The following is an 18,372-nucleotide window of genomic DNA, read 5'->3' on the forward strand; positions in this document are numbered from 1 at the left end:
CGCCATCGCTTTCGCGCAGACGCACGGTATAACAGCGGCTCTGACCTGCTGTGCCGGAGCCGCGCCCTGACTTTCACCCTTCCCCCCGAACTCCCCGTCACGGCCATCCTGCCGGAGCTTCTGGCAACATTGGAGACGCAGCCCAACGCCGTCCTCGTCGCCCCTCCGGGTGCGGGCAAGACGACGCTGACGCCGCTCGCGCTTCTGGACGCGCCCTGGCTCGGAACGCAGCGTCTTATTCTCGTGGAGCCTCGTCGCGTGGCAGTTCGTGGTGCGGCATCGCGCATGGCGTCGTCGCTGGGTGAAAAGCCGGGCGGCATCGTGGGATTCCGCACCCGCACCGATTCCGCCATGTCCGCCAGAACGCGTATCGAGGTCGTGACGGAAGGCCTGCTTTTGCGCCGCCTGCTGACCGATCCGCTGCTCGATGGCGTGGGCGCGGTGCTGTTCGATGAAGTGCATGAACGCTCGCTGGATCTGGACGCAGCGCTGGCGTTCTGTCTGGACATGCAGCGCGAAATGCGGCCGGATCTGCGGATTCTAGCCATGTCCGCCACGCCGGATGGCCGCGCCTTCACGACGCTGATGAACGCCCCGCTGATCGAGAGCGAAGGCCGCCAGTACCCCATCGATATCCGCCATACCCGTGACATTCCCCATATGCGGGACCTGCCCGAATCCTGCGCCCGCGCGATCCGTCAGGCTCTGGCGGAAGAAGAGGGCGACATCCTTGCCTTCCTGCCCGGCGTCGGCGAAATCCGCCGCACACAGGCCCTGCTGGAGGGCACGGTTCCAGTCTTTCCGCTGCATGGCGAACAGACGACCGAGGATCAGGACCGCGCCATCGCCCCGTCCAACACGCGCCGCGTCGTGCTGGCGACGTCCATTGCTGAAACCTCCGTCACCGTTTCTGGCGTGAGGATCGTCGTCGATGGCGGCCTGCGCCGAGCCCCACGCCTTGACCCGAATACCGGCCTGTCGCGGCTGGAAACGCTGAAAATATCGCGTGCTACCGCGACCCAGCGCGCAGGCCGTGCGGGACGGCAGTCTCCGGGCATCGCCATCCGCCTGTGGTCGGAAATGACGCAGCGCAGCCTGCGCCCGCAGGACGCTCCGGAAATCCTCGTCGCCGATCTGACGGATTTCGCGCTCGTGACTGCGGCGTGGCAGGAGGTCATGGGCACGGCTCCGGACAACCTGCCACTGCTGGACACGCCTCCATCCGGCGTGCTGACCGGTGGGCGCGAACTGCTGCGCGAACTCGGCGCGCTGGATGACGCCAACCGCATTACCGCGCTCGGCAAGCGTATGGCATCCCTCGGCACGCATCCGCGTCTGGCCGCGATGCTCTGCGCGGCCCGCACGCTCCCGGAGCGCGTAACGGCGGCCTGTCTCGCAGCCCTGCTGGAGGAGCGCGACCTGCTCCGTCCGCGCCCGAACCGCCCTACCGGTCCAGCACCGGGCGTCGACATCCGCACACGCCTTGCTTTATTCGAGCGCGACGATCCCCGCGCGGACCGCGCCAGCCTGTTCCACATGCGTCAGTCCGCCAAACGCTTCCTGCGCCGCATGGGAGAGCGGGACGTGCCGCTCGCACCCCTGCCGGACCATGCAGGCGCGTTACTGGTCGCCGGTTTCCCGGATCGTGTCGCGCAGGCGGCAGGCGAACTCGGGCGTTTCCGGCTGGCGGGCGGGGGAAGTGCCCGCGTCTCAGCCAATGATCCGCTGGCCCGCGAAAAGCTGCTGGCCGGAGCGGCGTTCCACACCCGCACCTCAACGGAAATCACGCTCGCTGCCCCGCTGGATGCCGAGAACCTGCCCCGGACCCTGCTGGACCGGACCCGCGAGCAGGTGGAAACAACGCTGGACGGTACATCCGGCCGCATCATCGCCCGTCGCAGGCTCCGTCTGGGCGTGCTGGTCCTGCGCGATCGCAATGGCGAAATCAGCCCTGAGGAAGCTCAGACGCTCCTGATGCAGCAGGTCGCTGCGAATCTGGCGCAGGCCCTGACCTGGACGGAGGCCGGACGTCAGTTTCAGGCCCGCGTGACCCATGCCCGCGCCACCTATGCGCCCCATCTGCCGGATCTGTCCGATGAGGGGCTGGCCGCGTCGCTCGACTGGCTGGAGCCTTATCTGGCCGGGTGTGACCGGCTGTCGCAGGTCAAGGCGCTGGACCTGCTGTTCATTCTCCGTGCCCGTCTGGACTATGCCGATCTTGCCGCGCTGGACCGCAAACTCCCACCACGCCTGACGCTGAAGGCCAGCACGCACGATATCGATTATACCGGCGCGGTTCCCACGGTGTCCGCTCGCGCGCAGGCCTTTTACGGGACGGCCCAGACGCCGCAACTCGCCGATGGACAGCTTGCCCTGCAATGCGCGCTGCTGTCTCCGGCCGGGCGGCCGCAGGCGATTACGGCCAATCTGGCAGGATTCTGGAAAGGAAGCTGGGCCGACATGCGCCGGGACATGCGCGGACGCTATCCCCGCCACGACTGGCCCGAGGATCCCGCGACCGCCGAGCCCTCGAAACCGCGCCCGAGGCGTTGATTCGACGCGATCTTTGCCATGATCTTAGGATGTGGAACAATTCTGTGTTAGCAGCATGGCTATGACGATGTTCCTGTCCTGTTTCCCATGAACCGCGCCCTGCAGGCTGCTGCGATCGGTGCCGGAACAGCCACTGTCGTGACGGTGGGGCTGATGCTGGCTTTACGCGGCCATGGGAACACTGCGCAGCCGGTCCCGCATCCTGCGGAACAGCCGCAAAAACCGCTGGTCATGCAGGCCCCAGCGCCGAAAATGCTCCCGACCATCATCCCCGATCGCACGGTCGCAGGCGAAAACACGGATGCGCAGGGCATCCCCACACAACCCGCCGTGGTTCCGGCACCCGCGCCCGCTCTGCCGCCGCTTCTGGTCAAATATGGCCCGCTAAGCTTCGCCCCGCTGGTGCGACAGGTGATCCCGGCCGTCGTCAACATCGCCATCACGCAGAACAGCCCGGACGGGCACGACCACATTCCACCCCAGATTCGCGGCACTCCGCTCGAAAAGCGTTACCGGGACCGGATGAAGCGCCAGCAGGAAGAAATGGTTGGCGCCGGATCGGGCTTCATCGTCGATCCGTCCGGTATCATCGTCACGAACCGACATGTCGTGGGCGGGGCGGATAAGGTGGTCGTCTCGCTGTCCAACGGGCATGAAATGCCGGCGCGTCTGCTCGGCGCTGATCCGCTGACGGATATTGCCGTCATCAAGGTCGACAGCCCTGAACCGCTCCCGCATGTCACTTGGGGTGACAGCCAGCAGACCGATATCGGGGACTGGATTCTTGTTGCGGGCAATCCGTTCGGATTTGGATCATCCGTGACAGCGGGCATCGTCTCGGCGGTCGGGCGCGATCTGGGGATCGGTTCGCTCGATGATTTCATCCAGCTCGACGCCCCGATCAATCCCGGCAATTCGGGCGGTCCGGCCTTCAATATGCGTGGACAGGTTGTGGCCGTGAACGCCGCGATCGTGACCCCGGCGGGCGGTTCGGTCGGGATCGGCTTTGGCATCCCGTCCGAAATCGTGGCCCCGATCGTCGCGGAAATCGAGGCGACCGGCCATGCCGAACATGGCTGGCTCGGCATCACGCTCGATGACAGCGATACGGCCATCGGTATCGCCGGTGTCGATAATGGCGGCCCCGCGCAGAAGGGCGGTCTGCGGCGCGGGGATATCGTCACACAGGTGGATAATGTGCCCGTCACCAGCGCACGGATGTTGCTGCGGAGTATTGCGGCGGCCCGTCCGGGTGTGGTTCTGACATTCCGGATCCAGCGGGGAAAACAGTCTCTGACGCTGCCCATCCATATCGGCGCGCGTCCCCGCGATGCCGATGACTGAGCCGCTATCCGGCAGAAAAATCCGCTTTGGACTGTGCGGTGTCTTTCTGCTGGGTGCGCTTGCCGGATGCAGTCCTGTTCCTCCGTCTCATGAGCGCGGCGGTTACCGGGATGGACCGTCGGAAGCATCCCCGTTCTCATGGGGCCCGATCAGCGCGTCGTCCCTGCGTGACGCCCAGCAGGACGATTTCGACAACGCCATCCCGCGCTAGGCGGAGCTTTTCTGTAACAACCGCCTTTGACGGCTTCGGCCAAGCCGGTATTCTTCCGTACGGGAACGGCAAGACTGCGTTCGGAAGGAAGAAAGACAACGATGCGTATTCTGCTGGTCGAAGACGATCCGACTGTCCGTGCTTTCGTACTCAAGGGTCTGCGGGAGGCCGGACATGTCGTTGATGAGGCGGATAATGGCAAGGACGGCCTGTTTCTGGCTGTCAGCGAGAATTATGACGTCGTGATCCTGGACCGGATGCTGCCTGGCGGCATCGACGGTCTGCGGATTCTGGAAACCCTGCGCGGGCAGAAGAACGCAACGCCGGTCCTGCTGCTTTCGGCGCTGGCGGATGTGGATGAGCGTGTGGCTGGCCTCAAGGCCGGTGGCGACGATTACATGACCAAGCCTTTCGCCTTTTCCGAACTTCTGGCGCGTGTCGAGGCGCTGGGCCGTCGTGGCCGCCCGGAAAGTGCGCCGCAGACGCGGCTTGTGGTTGGCGATCTGGAAATGGATCTGCTGTCCCGCACAGTCAAACGCGGCGGCGAGAAGATTGACCTTCAGCCGCGCGAGTTCCGCCTGCTGGAGTTCCTGATCCGCCATGCCGGGCAGGTCGTGACCCGCACCATGCTGCTCGAGCGCGTGTGGGACTATCATTTCGACCCGCAGACCAACGTGATTGACGTGCATGTCTCGCGCCTGCGCCAGAAAGTGGACAAGTCGTTCGACAAGCCCATGATCCACACAATCCGCAATGCCGGCTACATCCTGCGGGCGGACTGATTGTTGATGCTGCGGCGCAAGGTCCGCTGTTTCGGTCTGATTCTGAAACGGCGCCTGCGCTGGCCGATCCGGTCGGCCGGACTGAACTTCGCTCTGGCTTACGGCCTCGTCTTCGTGATTTCGGCCGGGGCGTTCCTGTCCTTCATCTGGTGGAATACGACCGGCCAGCTCGATCATCAGGTCGAGGTTGCGGTGCAGGTCGATGCCGCCGACCTGTCCCATCGCTGGGTGCAGGGTGGCCCCACCGCACTCAGCCTCGCCATCCAGGACCGGCTGGACCAGAACGTCGATGACGACGAGCTGTATCTTCTGGTCGGCCCCGATGGACGGAAATATGCCGGAAACCTGCCGGGCTGGCCTGTCGTCATCACCCGGCTGGACACGTTTTACGAACTGGCCATCAAGCGCGATGGGTTCCGCACCAACGCCAAGATGCATGCCTATCCCCTGACGCATGACTTTAGGATGATCGTCGGGCGCGATGTCCGCGGGCGACAACTTGTGCGGCACGTCCTGACCGATACGCTGATCTGGTCCTGGATTATGGTGACATTGCTGGCAGCAGGTGGGGCGCTAGCGATCCGGCGGATCTTCCGTCAGGTCGTGCGCTCCATCGCCCGCACCACGGCCGCCGTGGCGCAGGGTGGCCTGAGCCAGCGCATCCCGCTGACCGGCAATGAGACGGATCTGGTGGGGCAGACCGTCAACACCATGCTGGAGCGGATCAATCGCCTGATGGATGGTGTCAAACAGGTCTCCAACGCCATCGCTCATGATCTGCGCACCCCGATCGCCCGCGCCCGTGCCCGCCTTGAGGATGCCAACCGTACTGCCACCTCCGCCGAGGAGCTTCACGCCGCCATCGACCGCGCGGTCATGGATCTCGACCGGGTCACGTCGATTTTCGAGGCTCTGCTGAGAATTGCCCAGCTTGAAGCCGGGGCCAGACGGGCTGCCTTCACGGTGCTGGATATCCGTCCGCTGCTGGAAGGGCTGAGCGAACTTTACGAGGCCTCTGTCGAAGATGCGGGCCTGCGTCTGGTTTTCAGGGCAGGACGAGTCCAGCCAGTCAATGGTGATCCGCACCTGCTGCAACAGGCCGTGGCCAATCTACTGGACAACGCCATCAAGTTCGCCCCGCCCGATACGGTCATTACCCTTTCGGTGGAGATGCGCGGTGATCGTCTGGCGATTACGGTTGCAGATCAGGGACCGGGTATGAGCGAGGATGATCTCGGCCGTGCTTCAGAACGCTTCTTTCGTGCGGAAACGGCACGTAACACGCCAGGCGCCGGACTGGGTCTTTCGCTGGTGCAGGCCGTGATGAGCCTGCATGGCGGTGCGCTGGAACTGAAGGCCGGGCAACCGGGTCTGTCTGCGACCCTTCTGCTTCCGGTTGTACCCACCGTGTCAAAAAAGGGATGACGGAAGTTTCATTCACGCCCCACCCTGCGCTTAGCTGAAATAGGTTACACACGCTGTGATGCGCGTTTTCCTTCCTTCACCGACCGTTCTACCGGCTTTCTGTCTGCTCGGCTGTCTGGCTGCGTCACCGGTTTTGCGCCCGGTGCAGCACCAGCCGTCGGGACGTTCGGATGACGCCATTTCAGTGACGTCCGAGAACGCGGAATACTGCGCCCGTCTGCGCAAAAGCGTGGACACCCGGCTGGCCGCTCCTCCCGCCGCCATCCCGCTGGGAACCATGGAAGATGCCCGTCACCTGCGCGCGCAGGGCGATCTTCTCTGTACGCAGGGTCATGTCCGGGCGGGGATCGAACGCCTGCGCCGGGCGTTGGTCCTGCTGAAACACGCTCCGGAACCGCGCTGACGGCATTTCGGACGTCCTCAAGACACCTGTCCTCAGGAGACCTGATGATCCGTTTTTCCCTGCCTCGGCCTGTTCCATTTCTGGCGGCTGCTCTGGCCTTCTCTCCCATCGCCCTGTCCGGAATAGGCGTCTTTTCCACTGCACAGGCAGCCGACATGCAGCAGAACACCACCCAGCTTGATTTCAGCGTCATGGGCACTGCCCATGCGGTTCCAACGGAACTGACGGTTCGCCTTTCCGTCCGGTCCGACAGCCCGTCTGCCGCCGCGGCCCAGAAGGACGTGAACACCCGGATGGCTGCTGCCATGAAACTGGCAGGCGGTCAGGACGGAATCGTGGCGAAGGCGGGGGGATACTCGATCTACGAAAATACGCCCGAACATGGTCCCAAAAGCTGGACCGCCCGGCAGGAGCTTGAACTCAGCGGACAGGATTCCGTGCGGCTTCTCGGTCTGGCCGGGCAGCTTCAGTCGCAGTCCCTGATGCTGGAAGGACTCGATTGGTCGCTGGACGACGCCACCCGGAACAGGCTTTTGCAGGAAGCCCGGACTGAAGCCCTCAAAAAGGTTCGCCCGCAGGCCGAACAGAGCGCACAGACCCTTGGCCTGCGCCTTGCGCGCCTGAAGGAAGTCCGCATTTCCTATCAGGAACCGGGGCCGCGTCCGGTGATGCTCATGGCCGCCCGCATGGCCGATTCCGCACCGCCGCAGCATAGTCCGGATGAACAGACCCTTCGCGTGAATGTCTCCGTGCAGGCGGAACTGTCGCCATGAACCGTCCGTGGCCGGAGCGTTGCAAATCATGGTGACGGTCTGGTTCGATGGCGGATGCCCGCTCTGCCGGCGGGAAATCGCGCTGATGAAACGTCTGGACCGCCGTGGTGCCATCCGCTTCATCAATCTGGAGTCGGCTCAGAGTTGCCCGCTGGACCGGGCCACCCTGCTGGCCCGGTTCCATGCCGAGGAAGACGGAAGGCTGTACGAGGGTGCCGCTGCCTTTGCCGCCATGTGGCGGGCTATTCCTATGTTGCGGCCACTAGGTCTGGCTGCCCGGAATCGGATTGTTCTGACCGTTCTCCAATGGGGCTACGGACACTTCCTGCGGGCTCGTCCGTTCCTGCAGCGCCTGACCCGAAAAATGGAAGACTGAGCCTACAATATTAGTGCAGGGAAACGAGGGAATTTAAGGGTTTCTTAGGAGGCATCCGCTACCACGGAAAAAAAGGAGTCTTCATGCCCAACTCGTTCCGCTTGCTGGCACAGGATATTCTCGCTCTGGCAGACGCAGGCGATACCTCCGGCGCGCTCGAAAAGCTGCATGAAGGGATTCAGACCCTCCCACAGGATCCGCATTCGACGTTTCTGGCAGGGTGCCTGTACGAACGTTTCAGAGACTGGTACCAGGCCCGGCGCTTCTATCTTCAGAGCCTGCACCTGAATGTTAATGCACCGAGGATCTGGCATCGGCTGGGGATTGTTTCTCTGGAAGCCGGTGATCTGGATGGCGCGGAACGGGCCCTGAAGGTTGCGATCCAGCAGATGCCTTCAAATGCCCATTATCACGTTGATCTCAGTATGGTTCTGGCGCGGAAAGGTGCGTTTGACAGGGCTCTTGAGCACGCCATGACCGGCGAGGCCCTGAGTCCCGACCATGTCCCGGCACTTAACAATATCGGCCATGTTCTTCAGGGGCTGGGTCGAAGTGCAGAATCGCTGCCATATTATGATCGGGCCATTGCTCTCGATCCTGAAAATGCAGTTTGTCGGTTCGGGCGCGCGGTCAGTCTGCTGAAGATGGGTGATTTTGAGCCGGGATGGCGTGAATATGAATGGCGTTGGCGGTGTTCTCAGACGCCACGCACGGATCTGACCGTTCCACAATGGGAAGGGGAAGATCTGCGTGGCAAGACCATTCTGGTTCACCACGAGCAGGGCTATGGGGATACGCTCCAGTTCATCTGTTTTGTCCCTCTCCTCAAGGCTCTTGGAGCCACTGTTGTGGTTCAGGTTCCCGTGCCTCTGGTCCGGATTCTGGAATGGATGGAGGGAATCGATCAGGTCGTCTCAATCCTTGACCCATCACTGCATCTGGATCTGCATTGCCCCATGGTTGGGCTGCCACTGCGACTGAAGATGACGCCATCCATGGCGCCCGGCTGTCCGTATCTGCGTGTTCCTGCTGAAGAGCAGGAGCGGCAGGGTGGCGCACTGCGACAGATAATCACGGAAAACATGACCCCGCCTGACCTGATTGTCGGTCTGGTATGGAGTGGAGATCCCCGTCCCCATGATCCGATCGCCTCGCAGGTTGACCGGCGTCGAAGCGTACCGCTGGAAAAGCTTGCGCCCCTGATGGATGTGGAGGGCATCCGTTTTGTCAGTTTTCAGCTTGGGACACCCAAAAACCAGATTGCCGAAACAGGCCTGCCGGTCGTCGAAGTAACGGATGGAATTGTAGACTTCGCCGATACGGCCGCCCGGCTTTACGGCGTGGATCTGTTGATCAGCGTGGATACATCCATGGTGCATCTGGCGGGTGGACTTGGCCTGCCTGTCTGGATGCTGTCACGAAGCGATGCCTGCTGGCGCTGGGGCGAAACCGGCACGACGACACCGTGGTATCCCAGCATGCGGATTTTCCGTCAGCCAAGGTCGGGAGACTGGGAAAGTCCGGTCGCCGAGATCGCAGGAATGCTACGGCAGTTCGTCGGGCTCTATCGGGCAAACCTTGAAACCGAGGCCGCCTGACGGACAGGCCATAAAAAAACCGGCCAATCCCGAAAGGGCGGCCGGTTTTTCATGTGCGGGCTGAAAGCGCCCCTTAGCGGGGTGCGATCACCATCAGCATCTGGCGATTTTCAAGACGGGGCATCTGCTCCACCTTCGCCTTTTCCTCGACTTCCTGCCGGATACGCTCAAGCATCTTGATGCCGAGCTCCTGATGGGCCATTTCGCGGCCCTTGAAGCGCAGGGAAATCTTGACCTTGTCGCCTTCGTCAAGAAAGCTGTGAATGGCCTTGAGCTTGGTCTGGAAGTCATGCTCGCCCGTACCGGGACGAACCTTCACTTCCTTGATCTCAATGACCTTCTGCTTCTTGCGGGCTTCGTTCTTCTTCTTCTGCTGCTCATACTTGAACTTGCCGTAGTCGAGAATCTTCACGACAGGAGGAACAGCGGTCGGGCTGATTTCCAGAAGGTCGAGACCCACCGAAAACGCGCGCATCAGGGCGTCGCGGGTCGTCATGACACCCTGCATTTCGCCTTCTTCGTCAATCAGACGAACCTGCGGAACACGGATTTCCTCGTTGACGCGCGGTCCTTCACGGGTGGGCGCGGCCTGCATCGGCGGTCTAGCTATGGTCAGCTCCTGTCATCAGTTTCTCTCGGGTCCGGTCACCAGCATCCGCCTTCACGAAGAAAGGCGGGATACGGCCATTTCCGATCCCGTTCCTTCTGCACATAGTCCTGCCTTACGCCCGGTGCAAGGGGATTACGTTCAATCCTTTGCAAAGCGCGCGATGTCGGGGGCCTGAGCCTCTTTCGCAAGCGCTGCAACGGCCTCGTCGAGGGACAGGATCTCCTGTGCCGCGCCGCCCAGACGCCGCATGGCGATCTTGCGTTCCTCGGCTTCGCGGCGACCCACGACAAGGATGACCGGAACGCGCGCAAGGCTGTGTTCGCGGATCTTGGCGTTGATCTTGTCGCTGCGGGTGTCGGTCTCGACCTGGAGTCCCGCGGCCTTCAGCGTTGCCGCGACTTCGTTGGCGTAGTCGGCGGCGTCGGAGACGATGGACGCCACGACAACCTGCGTCGGTGCCAGCCAGAGCGGAAACTTGCCGGCATACTGCTCGATCAGGATGCCGATGAAGCGCTCGAAACTGCCGAGAATCGCGCGGTGCAGCATGACCGGACGATGACGGTTGCTGTCCTCGCCGATGTAAGACGCATCCAGACGCTCAGGCAGGACATAGTCCACCTGAAGCGTACCACACTGCCAGTCACGGCCAATGGCATCGGTCAGCACGAATTCCAGCTTCGGACCGTAGAACGCGCCTTCGCCCGGATTGTATTCGTACTCAACGCCTGCGATCTCACAGGCCTTCTTGAGCGAGCCTTCTGCACGGTCCCAGACCTCGTCAGAACCCGCACGCGTTTCCGGACGGTCGGAGAACTTCACGCGGAAGCTGTCGAATCCAAGATCGGAATAGACCTCCGCCAGCATCTTCACGAACTTCGCGGTCTCGTCTGCAATCTGGTCGTCCGTGCAGAAGATATGGGCGTCGTCCTGCGTGAAGCCGCGCACGCGCATGATGCCATGCAGCGCGCCCGACGGTTCGTAACGGTGACACGCGCCGAATTCCGCCATCCGCAGCGGCAGCTCACGATAGGAGCGCAGGCCGTGGCGGAAGATCTGCACATGGCACGGGCAGTTCATCGGCTTCAGCGCGAGGGTCTTGTCCTCGTCCTCGACGGTCGCGACGAACATGTTCTCGCGATACTTGTCCCAATGACCCGAGGCTTCCCAGAGCGCGCGGTCCACGAGCTGCGGAGTGCGAACTTCCTCGTAGTTGTTCCGCTCCTGCGCACGACGCATGTAGTCCTGCAGGACCGTGTACAGGCGCCAGCCCTTGCGGTGCCAGAAGATCTGGCCGACGGCTTCTTCCTGGATGTGGAAGAGGTCCATTTCGCGGCCAATGCGGCGATGATCGCGTTTCTCGGCTTCCTCAAGGCGCAGGAGATGGGCGTCCAGCTCCTTCTTGTCGCGCCAGGCGGTGCCGTAGATGCGGGTCAGCATGGGGTTGCGATGGTCGCCGCGCCAGTAGGCCCCGGCCACGCGCATCAGCTTGAATGCCGTGCCGACATCGCCGGTGGTGCGCAGATGCGGGCCGCGGCACAGATCGAGCCATTCGCCCTGACGGTAGATCGAGATCTGCTCGTCTTCCGGCAGATCCTGGATCAGCTGCGCCTTGAAGTCCTCGCCCTTTTCTTCAAAGAAACGGATGGCCTCGTCACGATCCCAGACCTCGCGGACGAACGGCGTATTGGCCGCCACGATCTCGCGCATCTTGGCTTCGATGGCCGGGAAGTCTTCCGGGGTGAACGGCTTCTCGCGGGAGAAATCGTAATAGAACCCGTCCTTGATGCTCGGCCCGATCGTGACCTGCGTTTCAGGCCACAGGGACTGCACGGCCTCGGCCAGAACATGCGCCGCGTCATGGCGGATCATTTCCAGCGCGTCCTCATCCTTGCGGGTGATGAACTTCACGGACGCATCGCTGCTGATTTCGGTGCCGATATCGACGGGCTTGCCGTCCACTTCCATTGCCATGGCGGCCTTGGCGAGACCCGGCCCGATGGAAGCGGCGATCGTCGTGCCCGTCACCGTCCCGTCGAATGTGCGGACGCTTCCGTCGGGGAGTGTGATGGCGGGCATGGAGATCGCTCCTGTGCGAGTGGGGACGGCAGATCGCTCTGCCGAAAAACGAACCGGTAAATGGCCTCAATCCCCGCCGCGCTGCAACCCCCAGACGGACAGACAGTCCGTTTTCAGGTCGCTTTGTCCATCTGGAGCACAAGCGGCGGGACATTGCCGGGATCGGACTGCCGGCCTTCATCCCATCCACAGGTCAGATAATGGATGACTGGCCATGTCCCGTAATACGGGTCCTGCGTAACGTCCGGATTGTTCCGGGCGTAGAAAACAGGATCGAACACCCGGTATTCGTGCTGTTGCCCGTCTTCCAATGTCCGGTGTGCCAGAAAGCCGGACGGAATGCTCAGAGGTGGATGAGGGACGCTGTCGCCTTTGCCAAGCAGGATATCCGGATCAACCCCCAGATCCCGCAGGCGCTGCGCAATCATTGGCGCATAGATATCTGGCACCTGCCTGTAACCAGCGAGAAACTCCTCACTGCTGGCATTGAAATAGTAATGCAGATGTGTGCCGTCTTTCGGGTGTTCCAACGGTGAACCCGTTTTGGCCGCATCCAGCTTCTGCCGGGCAAACCGGCGGATTTCTTCATAATCCGGCCGGTTGTGCAGATGCAGATGCACGAACGGGGTACGCACGTAACGCTCGGGATAGATGCTCTGCGGGTTATGGAACCCCCGGTCCAGACTGACGATCGTGTGCGCCCGGAACAGACCGCGTCGCACGATCTGGGGTCTGTAGTAATCGGGTGCCAGCGGAACATTCAAAAGCAAGCGGTCCGTGATGAACGTGGCGTTTTCCTGCACCAGATAATCGAACTGCCGCCGGATGACTTCCGGATCGAGCGAAAGCTGATCCAGAAAGACCGTCAGGAACTCGTCACAATCCAATGGTACGGCAAAATCGTACGCATCTTCTGCATCCCACTGCCGGATGATCCCGGCAATGACGTCTCCCTTGTGCAGGAAATCCACGGGAGATGCATGATCCCGGACGATCCGAACCCCTTTGCCTTCATACCGCGTCTGGACGTCCAGAACCGTTGGATCGGTCGAGCCATTGTCGATGATTGTCAGATTGGAGAAGCCGAAAATTGCCGCGTGCCATAGGATCCATGGCTCCAGCAGGGTCGCCTCGTTCTTCTGCATCATGACACAGCGGACCCGGGTCATCGGGAGAGCATCGCTTCCATGCAGGTCAGAACCCTGGATGTTGGCAGCATTGCCAGATCGGGCACCACGATCAGGTCCGTCCGACCAGCCGTAGGCGTAAGGGGCGCAGTGAGGCGTGGGTCACTGTCAGGACCGAAGAGCGTGATGCAGGGTGTGTCCATTGCAGCGGCCAGATGCATCGGGCCGGTGTCGTTCCCGATTACGAGTTCCGCCCGGTCCAGCACACCAGCCAGTTCCAGCAGCGTGGTCCGCCCTGTCAGATCAAAGGCGGTGGGGCAGAGGCGCAGGATGTCCTGAGCCAGCGGCGCCTCGGCCTGTGTCCCCACGATGACCGGGCGGATACCCTTTTCTGCAAGCGCATTGGCGATCTCGGCGAAGCGTGACGTGGGCCAGCGTTTCTGTGGGCGGTGGAAGGCCGCACCTGGGACGAGCACGGCATAGGGGGCTGCAATTTCAGGCCCATGTCCTTCAAGCCACTGCGGAACGCTGCGGGGCAGGGGTGTGACGCCGGCGTCATGAAGCTGGTCGTCCAGACGGGCCAGCGTATGCATGTCGTTGCGCGACGGATTGCCGTGCGGATGGCAGCACCCGTCGGAAATGCCGGACCAGTGCTCGGGTCGTCCTGCAAGGCGGAAATAGGTTTTCGAGCGGCCGGAAGTCTGAAGATCAAAGACCCGGTCGTAGCCGCGGAGTTTTTTTGACAGCGCCCACAGTCCCGGCAGGTTGGCCAGTGACGGGCGGTCATCCGTGAGGATTTCGTCGAACCACGGCGCGGCGCGGGCCAGATCCACGAAAGGTGCGGTGGTCAGGAGGGTCAGTGTGGCGTGGGGAAAAGCGGCCCGGATGGACGCGAAAGCTCCGAATGCCTGAACGAAATCGCCCAGGGCGCCGAGCTTTATGACAAGAATGCGACTCATGCGCCGACTTTAGCAGGGTGTTGCGGAACGCCAACCATTCCCGGTTGCCGTTCCGCAAAGAAATCCCGAACGTGGGATTTCGGTCCTTATGCCAGGGTCACGTCAGGCCGTCTTGTCGACGCCCTGCGGTGCAGCCTGTGCGCCACCCTTGGCGACAACGACCATGGCCGGCTTCAGCAGGCGGCCCTTGAGCAGCCAGGCCGGCGTCCAGGACTGCATGACATGGCCCGACGGATGCTGGTCGGACGGCTGTTCCGCCATCGCCTGATGCAGGTTGGCGTCGAACGGCTTGCCGGTCGGGTCTTCGCAGGTGATGCCGTGGCGTTCGAGAATGTTGAGGAAGGAGCGTTCCGTCCCCTCGATCCCTTCGCGCAGCTTGGTGGTGAGCGTATCCTCGCCTTCGGTCTTCGGCGGCAGGGACGCCAGGCCGCGCTGCAGGTTTTCGGCAGCCTCGACCACGTCACGGGCGAATTTCTGGATGGCGTACTGGCGCGCATCCTCGATGTCGCGCTTGGCGCGGGCGCGGATGTTCTGGCTTTCGGCTTCGGAACGGACCCAGCGGTCCTTCAGTTCCGCGACTTCGGCTTCAAGAGCCTCGATCCGGGCTTCCGGCGTGGTTTCTTCCAGCGTTTCACCGCCGGTTTCGTTCATGCCCGGAGTCTCATGGCCGGAGGTCTCGACGCCCTGTTCAGGCACGTCGTGGGCCGTTTCCGGCGATGCGTTGTGGTCTGTCATGTCACGACCTTCTTCTATGGGACGGGCCATCATGCGGCCCCGTACTTCTTCAGGAGATAACGCTGATTGTCTCAAAGACAAGGGTTGCGCGGTCGCATAGCGACGCATCATGTCATTGAAAAGCCTATTTTCCGCCATCATGGATCATGGGTTATAGGTAAAAAGCCGCAACAGTTTTCAGCAGACGGACCCCTCATGGAGACGCCCCGAACCCCCTACGCGCCGCCCGCGCCGGCTTCGCAGCCGCCGTCCGCAGCCTCCGCCGCGCCAATCATCGCGCTGGTGGATGACGACCGGAACATCCTCGCCTCCGTCCAGATGACGCTCGAAGCCGAAGGATTTACCGTCCACACCTATACCGATGGCGAAAGCGCGCTTCAGGGCATCACCTCGCGTCCCGTCAGCCTTGCGGTGCTGGATGTGAAGATGCCGCGCATGGATGGCATGGAACTGCTCCAGCGCCTGCGTGCGCGCTCGAATCTGCCGGTGATCTTCCTGACCTCCAAAGACGAGGAGCTGGACCAGCTCATGGGGCTGCGTCTTGGAGCGGACGATTACATCACCAAGCCGTTCTCCCAGCGCCTGCTGATCGAGCGTATCCGCGCCCTGCTGCGCCGTCAGGACGCGAGCCGCGCCGAGGCGACGGGTGCTGCGGCTGTGGGCTCCGCCATCGTGCGGGGCAAGCTCTCGCTGGACGAGACGCGCCATCAGTGCCTGTGGGACGGTCAGGACATTGCGCTGACGGTTACGGAGTTCCTGCTGGTCAAGGCGCTTGCCCTGCGTCCGGGCATGGTGAAGTCGCGCGATCAGCTCATCGACGCGGCCTATGGCGATAATATCTATGTCGATGACCGCACGATCGACAGCCACATCAAGCGCGTCCGCAAGAAGTTCCGCCAGGTGGATGACGAGTTCAACCAGATCGAGACGCTTTACGGCATCGGTTACCGTTACCGGGACGAGTAAGCGCGCGTGGATGATGATTCCGGCTCTTTCCCGACGGGTCACATGCTCGATGCCGACCGGCTTGAACAGGGGCGCGACCGTCGTCGTGCCGAATCGGCCCGCACTCGTCTAGGGACGGGGTTCGTCGAGTCGCTGCGGACCCTCTGGGCGCAGGTCCTGAACCGCTTGAAGCCGCGTCCGCTGTCGGAGATTTCTTTCTCCCGCCGGCGTCTGGCCTCGCCGCTTCTGGTGCGGATCCTGCTGCTTAATGCCCTGCCGCTCGCACTTCTGGCTGTCACGCTGCTGTTTCTGGGCCAGTTCCAGAACGGCCTGCTGGAAACCGATGTCAACGCCCTGCGCGAGCAGGCCCATATCTATGCCGGAGCCCTCGGCCAGTCCGCCGTCCGGGTTGCGGCCCATGCGCCTGGTCATCCGGCGCCCGGTGGAAATCTGGAACTGGATGTCGCGCAGGCCCGCCCGCTTCTGGCCAGTCTGACCGAGCCGAGTCCCAATGCGCACGCCCTGTTGTTCGATCCGGATGGCAAACTGGTCGTGGACAGCCGCACGGCCTCACGTCGCAAGCAGGATCACACGGCGCCAGATGTGGTCGATGGCGGATCCTGGCAGCCGCCCCGGAACAATATCCTTGAAAGTTTCTATGACTGGCTGCTGTCGCTCCTGCCGCTGACCTCCAGCGAAGAAGTGACGCTCGACACCAACGACACCGCCATGGACGGCCCGCATGATGCGCAGCCGCTCCATTCGCAGGCCGAACTGCCGCCTTTCATCCGGCGCACCAAGGATCATCAGCTTGTCGTGACGGTCGTGGAGCCTGTCGTGCGCGATGGTGTCACGGTGGGCGAGATCCAGCTCACCCGTCACGCGCCGGAAGTGGACCGCACGCTTTTTGCCGTCCGTTCCTCGATCCTGTCGCTGGTGCTGGCAGCGCTGGTCGTGACGGTACTGCTGTCCTGGTACCTGTCGCTCACGATTGCCCGCCCGCTGCTGACGCTGGCGCGCGCTTCCAACGACATGCGCGAGACCGATGGCCGCAAGGATCTCGTGCCGGAGCGGCTTCTGGCCCGGCGTGACGAAATCGGCGTTCTGGCCCGCTCGCTCCGGGGCAGTGCGCTGGCGCTCTGGGCGCGGATGGACGACATCGAACGCTTCGCCGCCGATGTCAGCCACGAGATCAAGAACCCGCTCTCTTCCATCCGATCGGCGATTGAGACCCTGCCGCGCATCCAGATCGCCGAACGGCGCGAACGGCTCCTTGGCATTATCAACAGCGACGTCAAACGGCTCGACCGGCTGATTACGGATATTTCCGATGCGAGCCGGATTGATGCGGAATTGTCCCGTGTGCGCCCTGAACCCGTTTCGGTCGTGGCTCTTCTCTCCATTCTGGCGGAAATGCATCAGACGACGCGCCGGGAAAACGATCCCGTGCTCCGGCTCGACGTCCGCGATCAGGACCCGCCGCTGAAGGCGCTGGCCGTGGAAGACCGGCTCGTGCAGGTCCTGCGCAATCTGATCGGCAATGCGGTGTCGTTCTCGCCGCCAAAGGGCATCATCGCCCTACATGCCAGCGCGCGCGATATTGCCGGGGAAGGCCCTGGAACCGGTAGCGTGGTGGAAATCACCATCACCGATCAGGGCCCCGGTATTCCGCCGGGCAAGCTCGACAGCATTTTCGACCGTTTCTATTCAGAGCGGCCCCAGACCGAGAACTTCGGCCAGCATTCCGGACTCGGCCTCGCGATCAGCCGGCAGATCATCCACGCCCTGCGTGGCAGTCTGTTCGCCGAGAACCGGATGGATGCGTCCGGGGCGATCCGCGGGGCCTGTTTCGTGGTGCGGCTCCCGCGCGCGCCCTAACGCCGGAATGCGCTCCGGCACCTGAACGGTGATGGCCGGCCCGGATGTCAGCCCGTCGATCACGCCCGGTCCGAGCGTTGCTGCAAAAGGCAGCGCAAGGACCAGCACCGGCAGAAGATGTCGGGACATGGCCATTACTTCCGGGCGGAAAGAGCAAGAAGCACATGCCCGTTCCGGCACCGGGTACGCTGCTGGTCCCTCAGGTCGTACAGGCTGTCGCGAGCGTTGGAAGCGGCATCCTGCTCGCAGTCGGTTACATCACTCATGAACAGCCAGTTCTCATCCTGAAGCTGCTGACAGACAGCATGGGAGGCCTGACGGATCTTTTTCGTGGCCGTGTCCCAGTCCTGTGCGGAAGTTAGATCCAGCGATGAGAGGTCGATTTCAGTGCTGGCTGTGCCTGGGTCGGCAGGGCGGGCCTGGGCCATCTGGAGCGGCAGGACAACGCTGGCGGCAGACAGGGTGCAGATCAGCAGGGTGGAAAAACGGGTCATGGCACAAAGCTCCTGAAGAAAATTCCGACGCTCTTGGCGTCTGGAAATCCTCAATGCAGGAAGCGTGCCAGTTCTGAATTTCC

17 protein-coding genes are annotated in these 18,372 nt (G+C 62.6%); 11 read left to right on the forward strand and 6 right to left on the reverse strand.

Annotation, left to right across the window (positions count from 1 at the left end; translation table 11 throughout):
* The first annotated feature begins 45 nt into the window (after positions 1-45).
* The 9 genes from hrpB to GRO01_RS09085 all read left to right on the forward strand — a co-directional run bounded on the left by hrpB (position 46) and on the right by GRO01_RS09085 (position 9,465).
* A complete protein-coding gene (gene hrpB, locus GRO01_RS09045; RefSeq protein WP_167494583.1) occupies positions 46-2,553 on the forward strand; it encodes an ATP-dependent helicase HrpB in 2,508 nt (835 codons plus the stop codon).
* Between the two features lie 87 nt (positions 2,554-2,640).
* Positions 2,641-3,897, forward strand: a complete 1,257-nt coding sequence (locus GRO01_RS09050) for a S1C family serine protease (RefSeq protein WP_062511091.1) — start codon at positions 2,641-2,643, stop codon at positions 3,895-3,897.
* Complete coding sequence (locus GRO01_RS09055; RefSeq protein WP_141306957.1) at positions 3,890-4,108, forward strand: hypothetical protein; 219 nt, start codon at positions 3,890-3,892, stop codon at positions 4,106-4,108. Before GRO01_RS09050 ends, GRO01_RS09055 begins: the two co-directional genes overlap by 8 nt.
* A 101-nt stretch (positions 4,109-4,209) precedes the next feature.
* Positions 4,210-4,890, forward strand: a complete 681-nt coding sequence (locus GRO01_RS09060) for a winged helix-turn-helix domain-containing protein (protein ID WP_062511096.1) — start codon at positions 4,210-4,212, stop codon at positions 4,888-4,890.
* Between the two features lie 6 nt (positions 4,891-4,896).
* Complete coding sequence (locus GRO01_RS09065) at positions 4,897-6,315, forward strand: HAMP domain-containing sensor histidine kinase (protein WP_062511098.1); 1,419 nt, start codon at positions 4,897-4,899, stop codon at positions 6,313-6,315.
* 58 nt (positions 6,316-6,373) lie between these two features.
* Positions 6,374-6,718 carry a hypothetical protein gene (locus GRO01_RS09070; RefSeq protein ID WP_062511100.1) on the forward strand — a complete coding sequence of 115 codons (345 nt, stop codon included), beginning with the start codon at positions 6,374-6,376 and terminating at the stop codon, positions 6,716-6,718.
* 44 nt (positions 6,719-6,762) lie between these two features.
* On the forward strand, positions 6,763-7,491 hold the full coding sequence (locus GRO01_RS09075; RefSeq protein ID WP_062511101.1) for an SIMPL domain-containing protein: 729 nt from the start codon (positions 6,763-6,765) through the stop codon (positions 7,489-7,491).
* A gap of 28 nt (positions 7,492-7,519) precedes the next feature.
* The gene (locus GRO01_RS09080) at positions 7,520-7,867 is read left to right on the forward strand and encodes a thiol-disulfide oxidoreductase DCC family protein (protein ID WP_062511102.1); all 348 of its coding nucleotides are present in this window, start codon (positions 7,520-7,522) and stop codon (positions 7,865-7,867) included.
* Positions 7,868-7,950: 83 nt separating this feature from the next.
* A complete protein-coding gene (locus GRO01_RS09085; protein WP_062511103.1) occupies positions 7,951-9,465 on the forward strand; it encodes a tetratricopeptide repeat protein in 1,515 nt (504 codons plus the stop codon).
* Between the two features lie 73 nt (positions 9,466-9,538).
* Here the strand turns inward: GRO01_RS09085 and infC are convergent, their stop codons facing one another.
* The 5 genes from infC to GRO01_RS09110 form a co-directional block, all read right to left on the reverse strand.
* Positions 9,539-10,060 (reverse strand): translation initiation factor IF-3, encoded by a 522-nt coding sequence (gene infC, locus GRO01_RS09090; RefSeq protein ID WP_011252394.1) that lies wholly within the window; start codon positions 10,058-10,060, stop codon positions 9,539-9,541.
* Between the two features lie 153 nt (positions 10,061-10,213).
* Positions 10,214-12,151, reverse strand: coding sequence for a threonine--tRNA ligase (gene thrS, locus GRO01_RS09095; protein WP_062511104.1), 1,938 nt, complete (start codon positions 12,149-12,151; stop codon positions 10,214-10,216).
* 113 nt (positions 12,152-12,264) lie between these two features.
* On the reverse strand, positions 12,265-13,320 hold the full coding sequence (locus tag GRO01_RS09100; protein ID WP_062511105.1) for a glycosyltransferase family 2 protein: 1,056 nt from the start codon (positions 13,318-13,320) through the stop codon (positions 12,265-12,267).
* Positions 13,317-14,237 (reverse strand): glycosyltransferase family 9 protein, encoded by a 921-nt coding sequence (locus GRO01_RS09105; protein WP_062511106.1) that lies wholly within the window; start codon positions 14,235-14,237, stop codon positions 13,317-13,319. Before GRO01_RS09105 ends, GRO01_RS09100 begins: the two co-directional genes overlap by 4 nt.
* Before the next feature lie 102 nt (positions 14,238-14,339).
* Entirely contained in the window at positions 14,340-15,005 is a 666-nt protein-coding gene (locus GRO01_RS09110) for a nucleotide exchange factor GrpE (protein ID WP_174787426.1), read from the reverse strand.
* Positions 15,006-15,167: 162 nt separating this feature from the next.
* On the opposite strand from GRO01_RS09110, the gene GRO01_RS09115 reads away from it, so the two are divergent.
* Both GRO01_RS09115 and GRO01_RS09120 read left to right on the forward strand, forming a co-directional pair.
* Positions 15,168-15,938: a response regulator transcription factor gene (locus GRO01_RS09115; protein WP_062511108.1), complete on the forward strand. Its 771-nt coding sequence runs from the start codon at positions 15,168-15,170 to the stop codon at positions 15,936-15,938.
* A 42-nt stretch (positions 15,939-15,980) separates the two neighbouring features.
* Positions 15,981-17,795 carry a stimulus-sensing domain-containing protein gene (locus tag GRO01_RS09120; RefSeq protein WP_062511482.1) on the forward strand — a complete coding sequence of 605 codons (1,815 nt, stop codon included), beginning with the start codon at positions 15,981-15,983 and terminating at the stop codon, positions 17,793-17,795.
* Between the two features lie 134 nt (positions 17,796-17,929).
* Here GRO01_RS09120 and GRO01_RS09125 read toward each other — a convergent pair whose 3' ends face one another.
* Complete coding sequence (locus GRO01_RS09125; RefSeq protein WP_062511110.1) at positions 17,930-18,289, reverse strand: UrcA family protein; 360 nt, start codon at positions 18,287-18,289, stop codon at positions 17,930-17,932.
* Positions 18,290-18,372 lie beyond the last annotated feature (83 nt).

The sequence above is a fragment of the Gluconobacter roseus NBRC 3990 genome (assembly GCF_006538885.1).
In the GTDB taxonomy this organism is placed as follows: domain Bacteria; phylum Pseudomonadota; class Alphaproteobacteria; order Acetobacterales; family Acetobacteraceae; genus Gluconobacter; species Gluconobacter roseus.

Coding starts and splice junctions, on each gene's coding strand:
- GRO01_RS09050 (WP_062511091.1), top strand. CDS start 2,641: ATGAACCGCGCCCTGCAGGCTGCTGCGATCGGTGCCGGAACAGCCACT.
- GRO01_RS09055 (WP_141306957.1), top strand. CDS start 3,890: ATGACTGAGCCGCTATCCGGCAGAAAAATCCGCTTTGGACTGTGCGGT.
- GRO01_RS09060 (WP_062511096.1), top strand. CDS start 4,210: ATGCGTATTCTGCTGGTCGAAGACGATCCGACTGTCCGTGCTTTCGTA.
- GRO01_RS09065 (WP_062511098.1), top strand. CDS start 4,897: ATGCTGCGGCGCAAGGTCCGCTGTTTCGGTCTGATTCTGAAACGGCGC.
- GRO01_RS09070 (WP_062511100.1), top strand. CDS start 6,374: ATGCGCGTTTTCCTTCCTTCACCGACCGTTCTACCGGCTTTCTGTCTG.
- GRO01_RS09075 (WP_062511101.1), top strand. CDS start 6,763: ATGATCCGTTTTTCCCTGCCTCGGCCTGTTCCATTTCTGGCGGCTGCT.
- GRO01_RS09080 (WP_062511102.1), top strand. CDS start 7,520: ATGGTGACGGTCTGGTTCGATGGCGGATGCCCGCTCTGCCGGCGGGAA.
- GRO01_RS09085 (WP_062511103.1), top strand. CDS start 7,951: ATGCCCAACTCGTTCCGCTTGCTGGCACAGGATATTCTCGCTCTGGCA.
- infC (WP_011252394.1), bottom strand. CDS start 10,060: ATGCAGGCCGCGCCCACCCGTGAAGGACCGCGCGTCAACGAGGAAATC.
- thrS (WP_062511104.1), bottom strand. CDS start 12,151: ATGCCCGCCATCACACTCCCCGACGGAAGCGTCCGCACATTCGACGGG.
- GRO01_RS09100 (WP_062511105.1), bottom strand. CDS start 13,320: ATGACCCGGGTCCGCTGTGTCATGATGCAGAAGAACGAGGCGACCCTG.
- GRO01_RS09105 (WP_062511106.1), bottom strand. CDS start 14,237: ATGAGTCGCATTCTTGTCATAAAGCTCGGCGCCCTGGGCGATTTCGTT.
- GRO01_RS09110 (WP_174787426.1), bottom strand. CDS start 15,005: ATGATGGCCCGTCCCATAGAAGAAGGTCGTGACATGACAGACCACAAC.
- GRO01_RS09115 (WP_062511108.1), top strand. CDS start 15,168: ATGGAGACGCCCCGAACCCCCTACGCGCCGCCCGCGCCGGCTTCGCAG.
- GRO01_RS09120 (WP_062511482.1), top strand. CDS start 15,981: ATGCTCGATGCCGACCGGCTTGAACAGGGGCGCGACCGTCGTCGTGCC.
- GRO01_RS09125 (WP_062511110.1), bottom strand. CDS start 18,289: ATGACCCGTTTTTCCACCCTGCTGATCTGCACCCTGTCTGCCGCCAGC.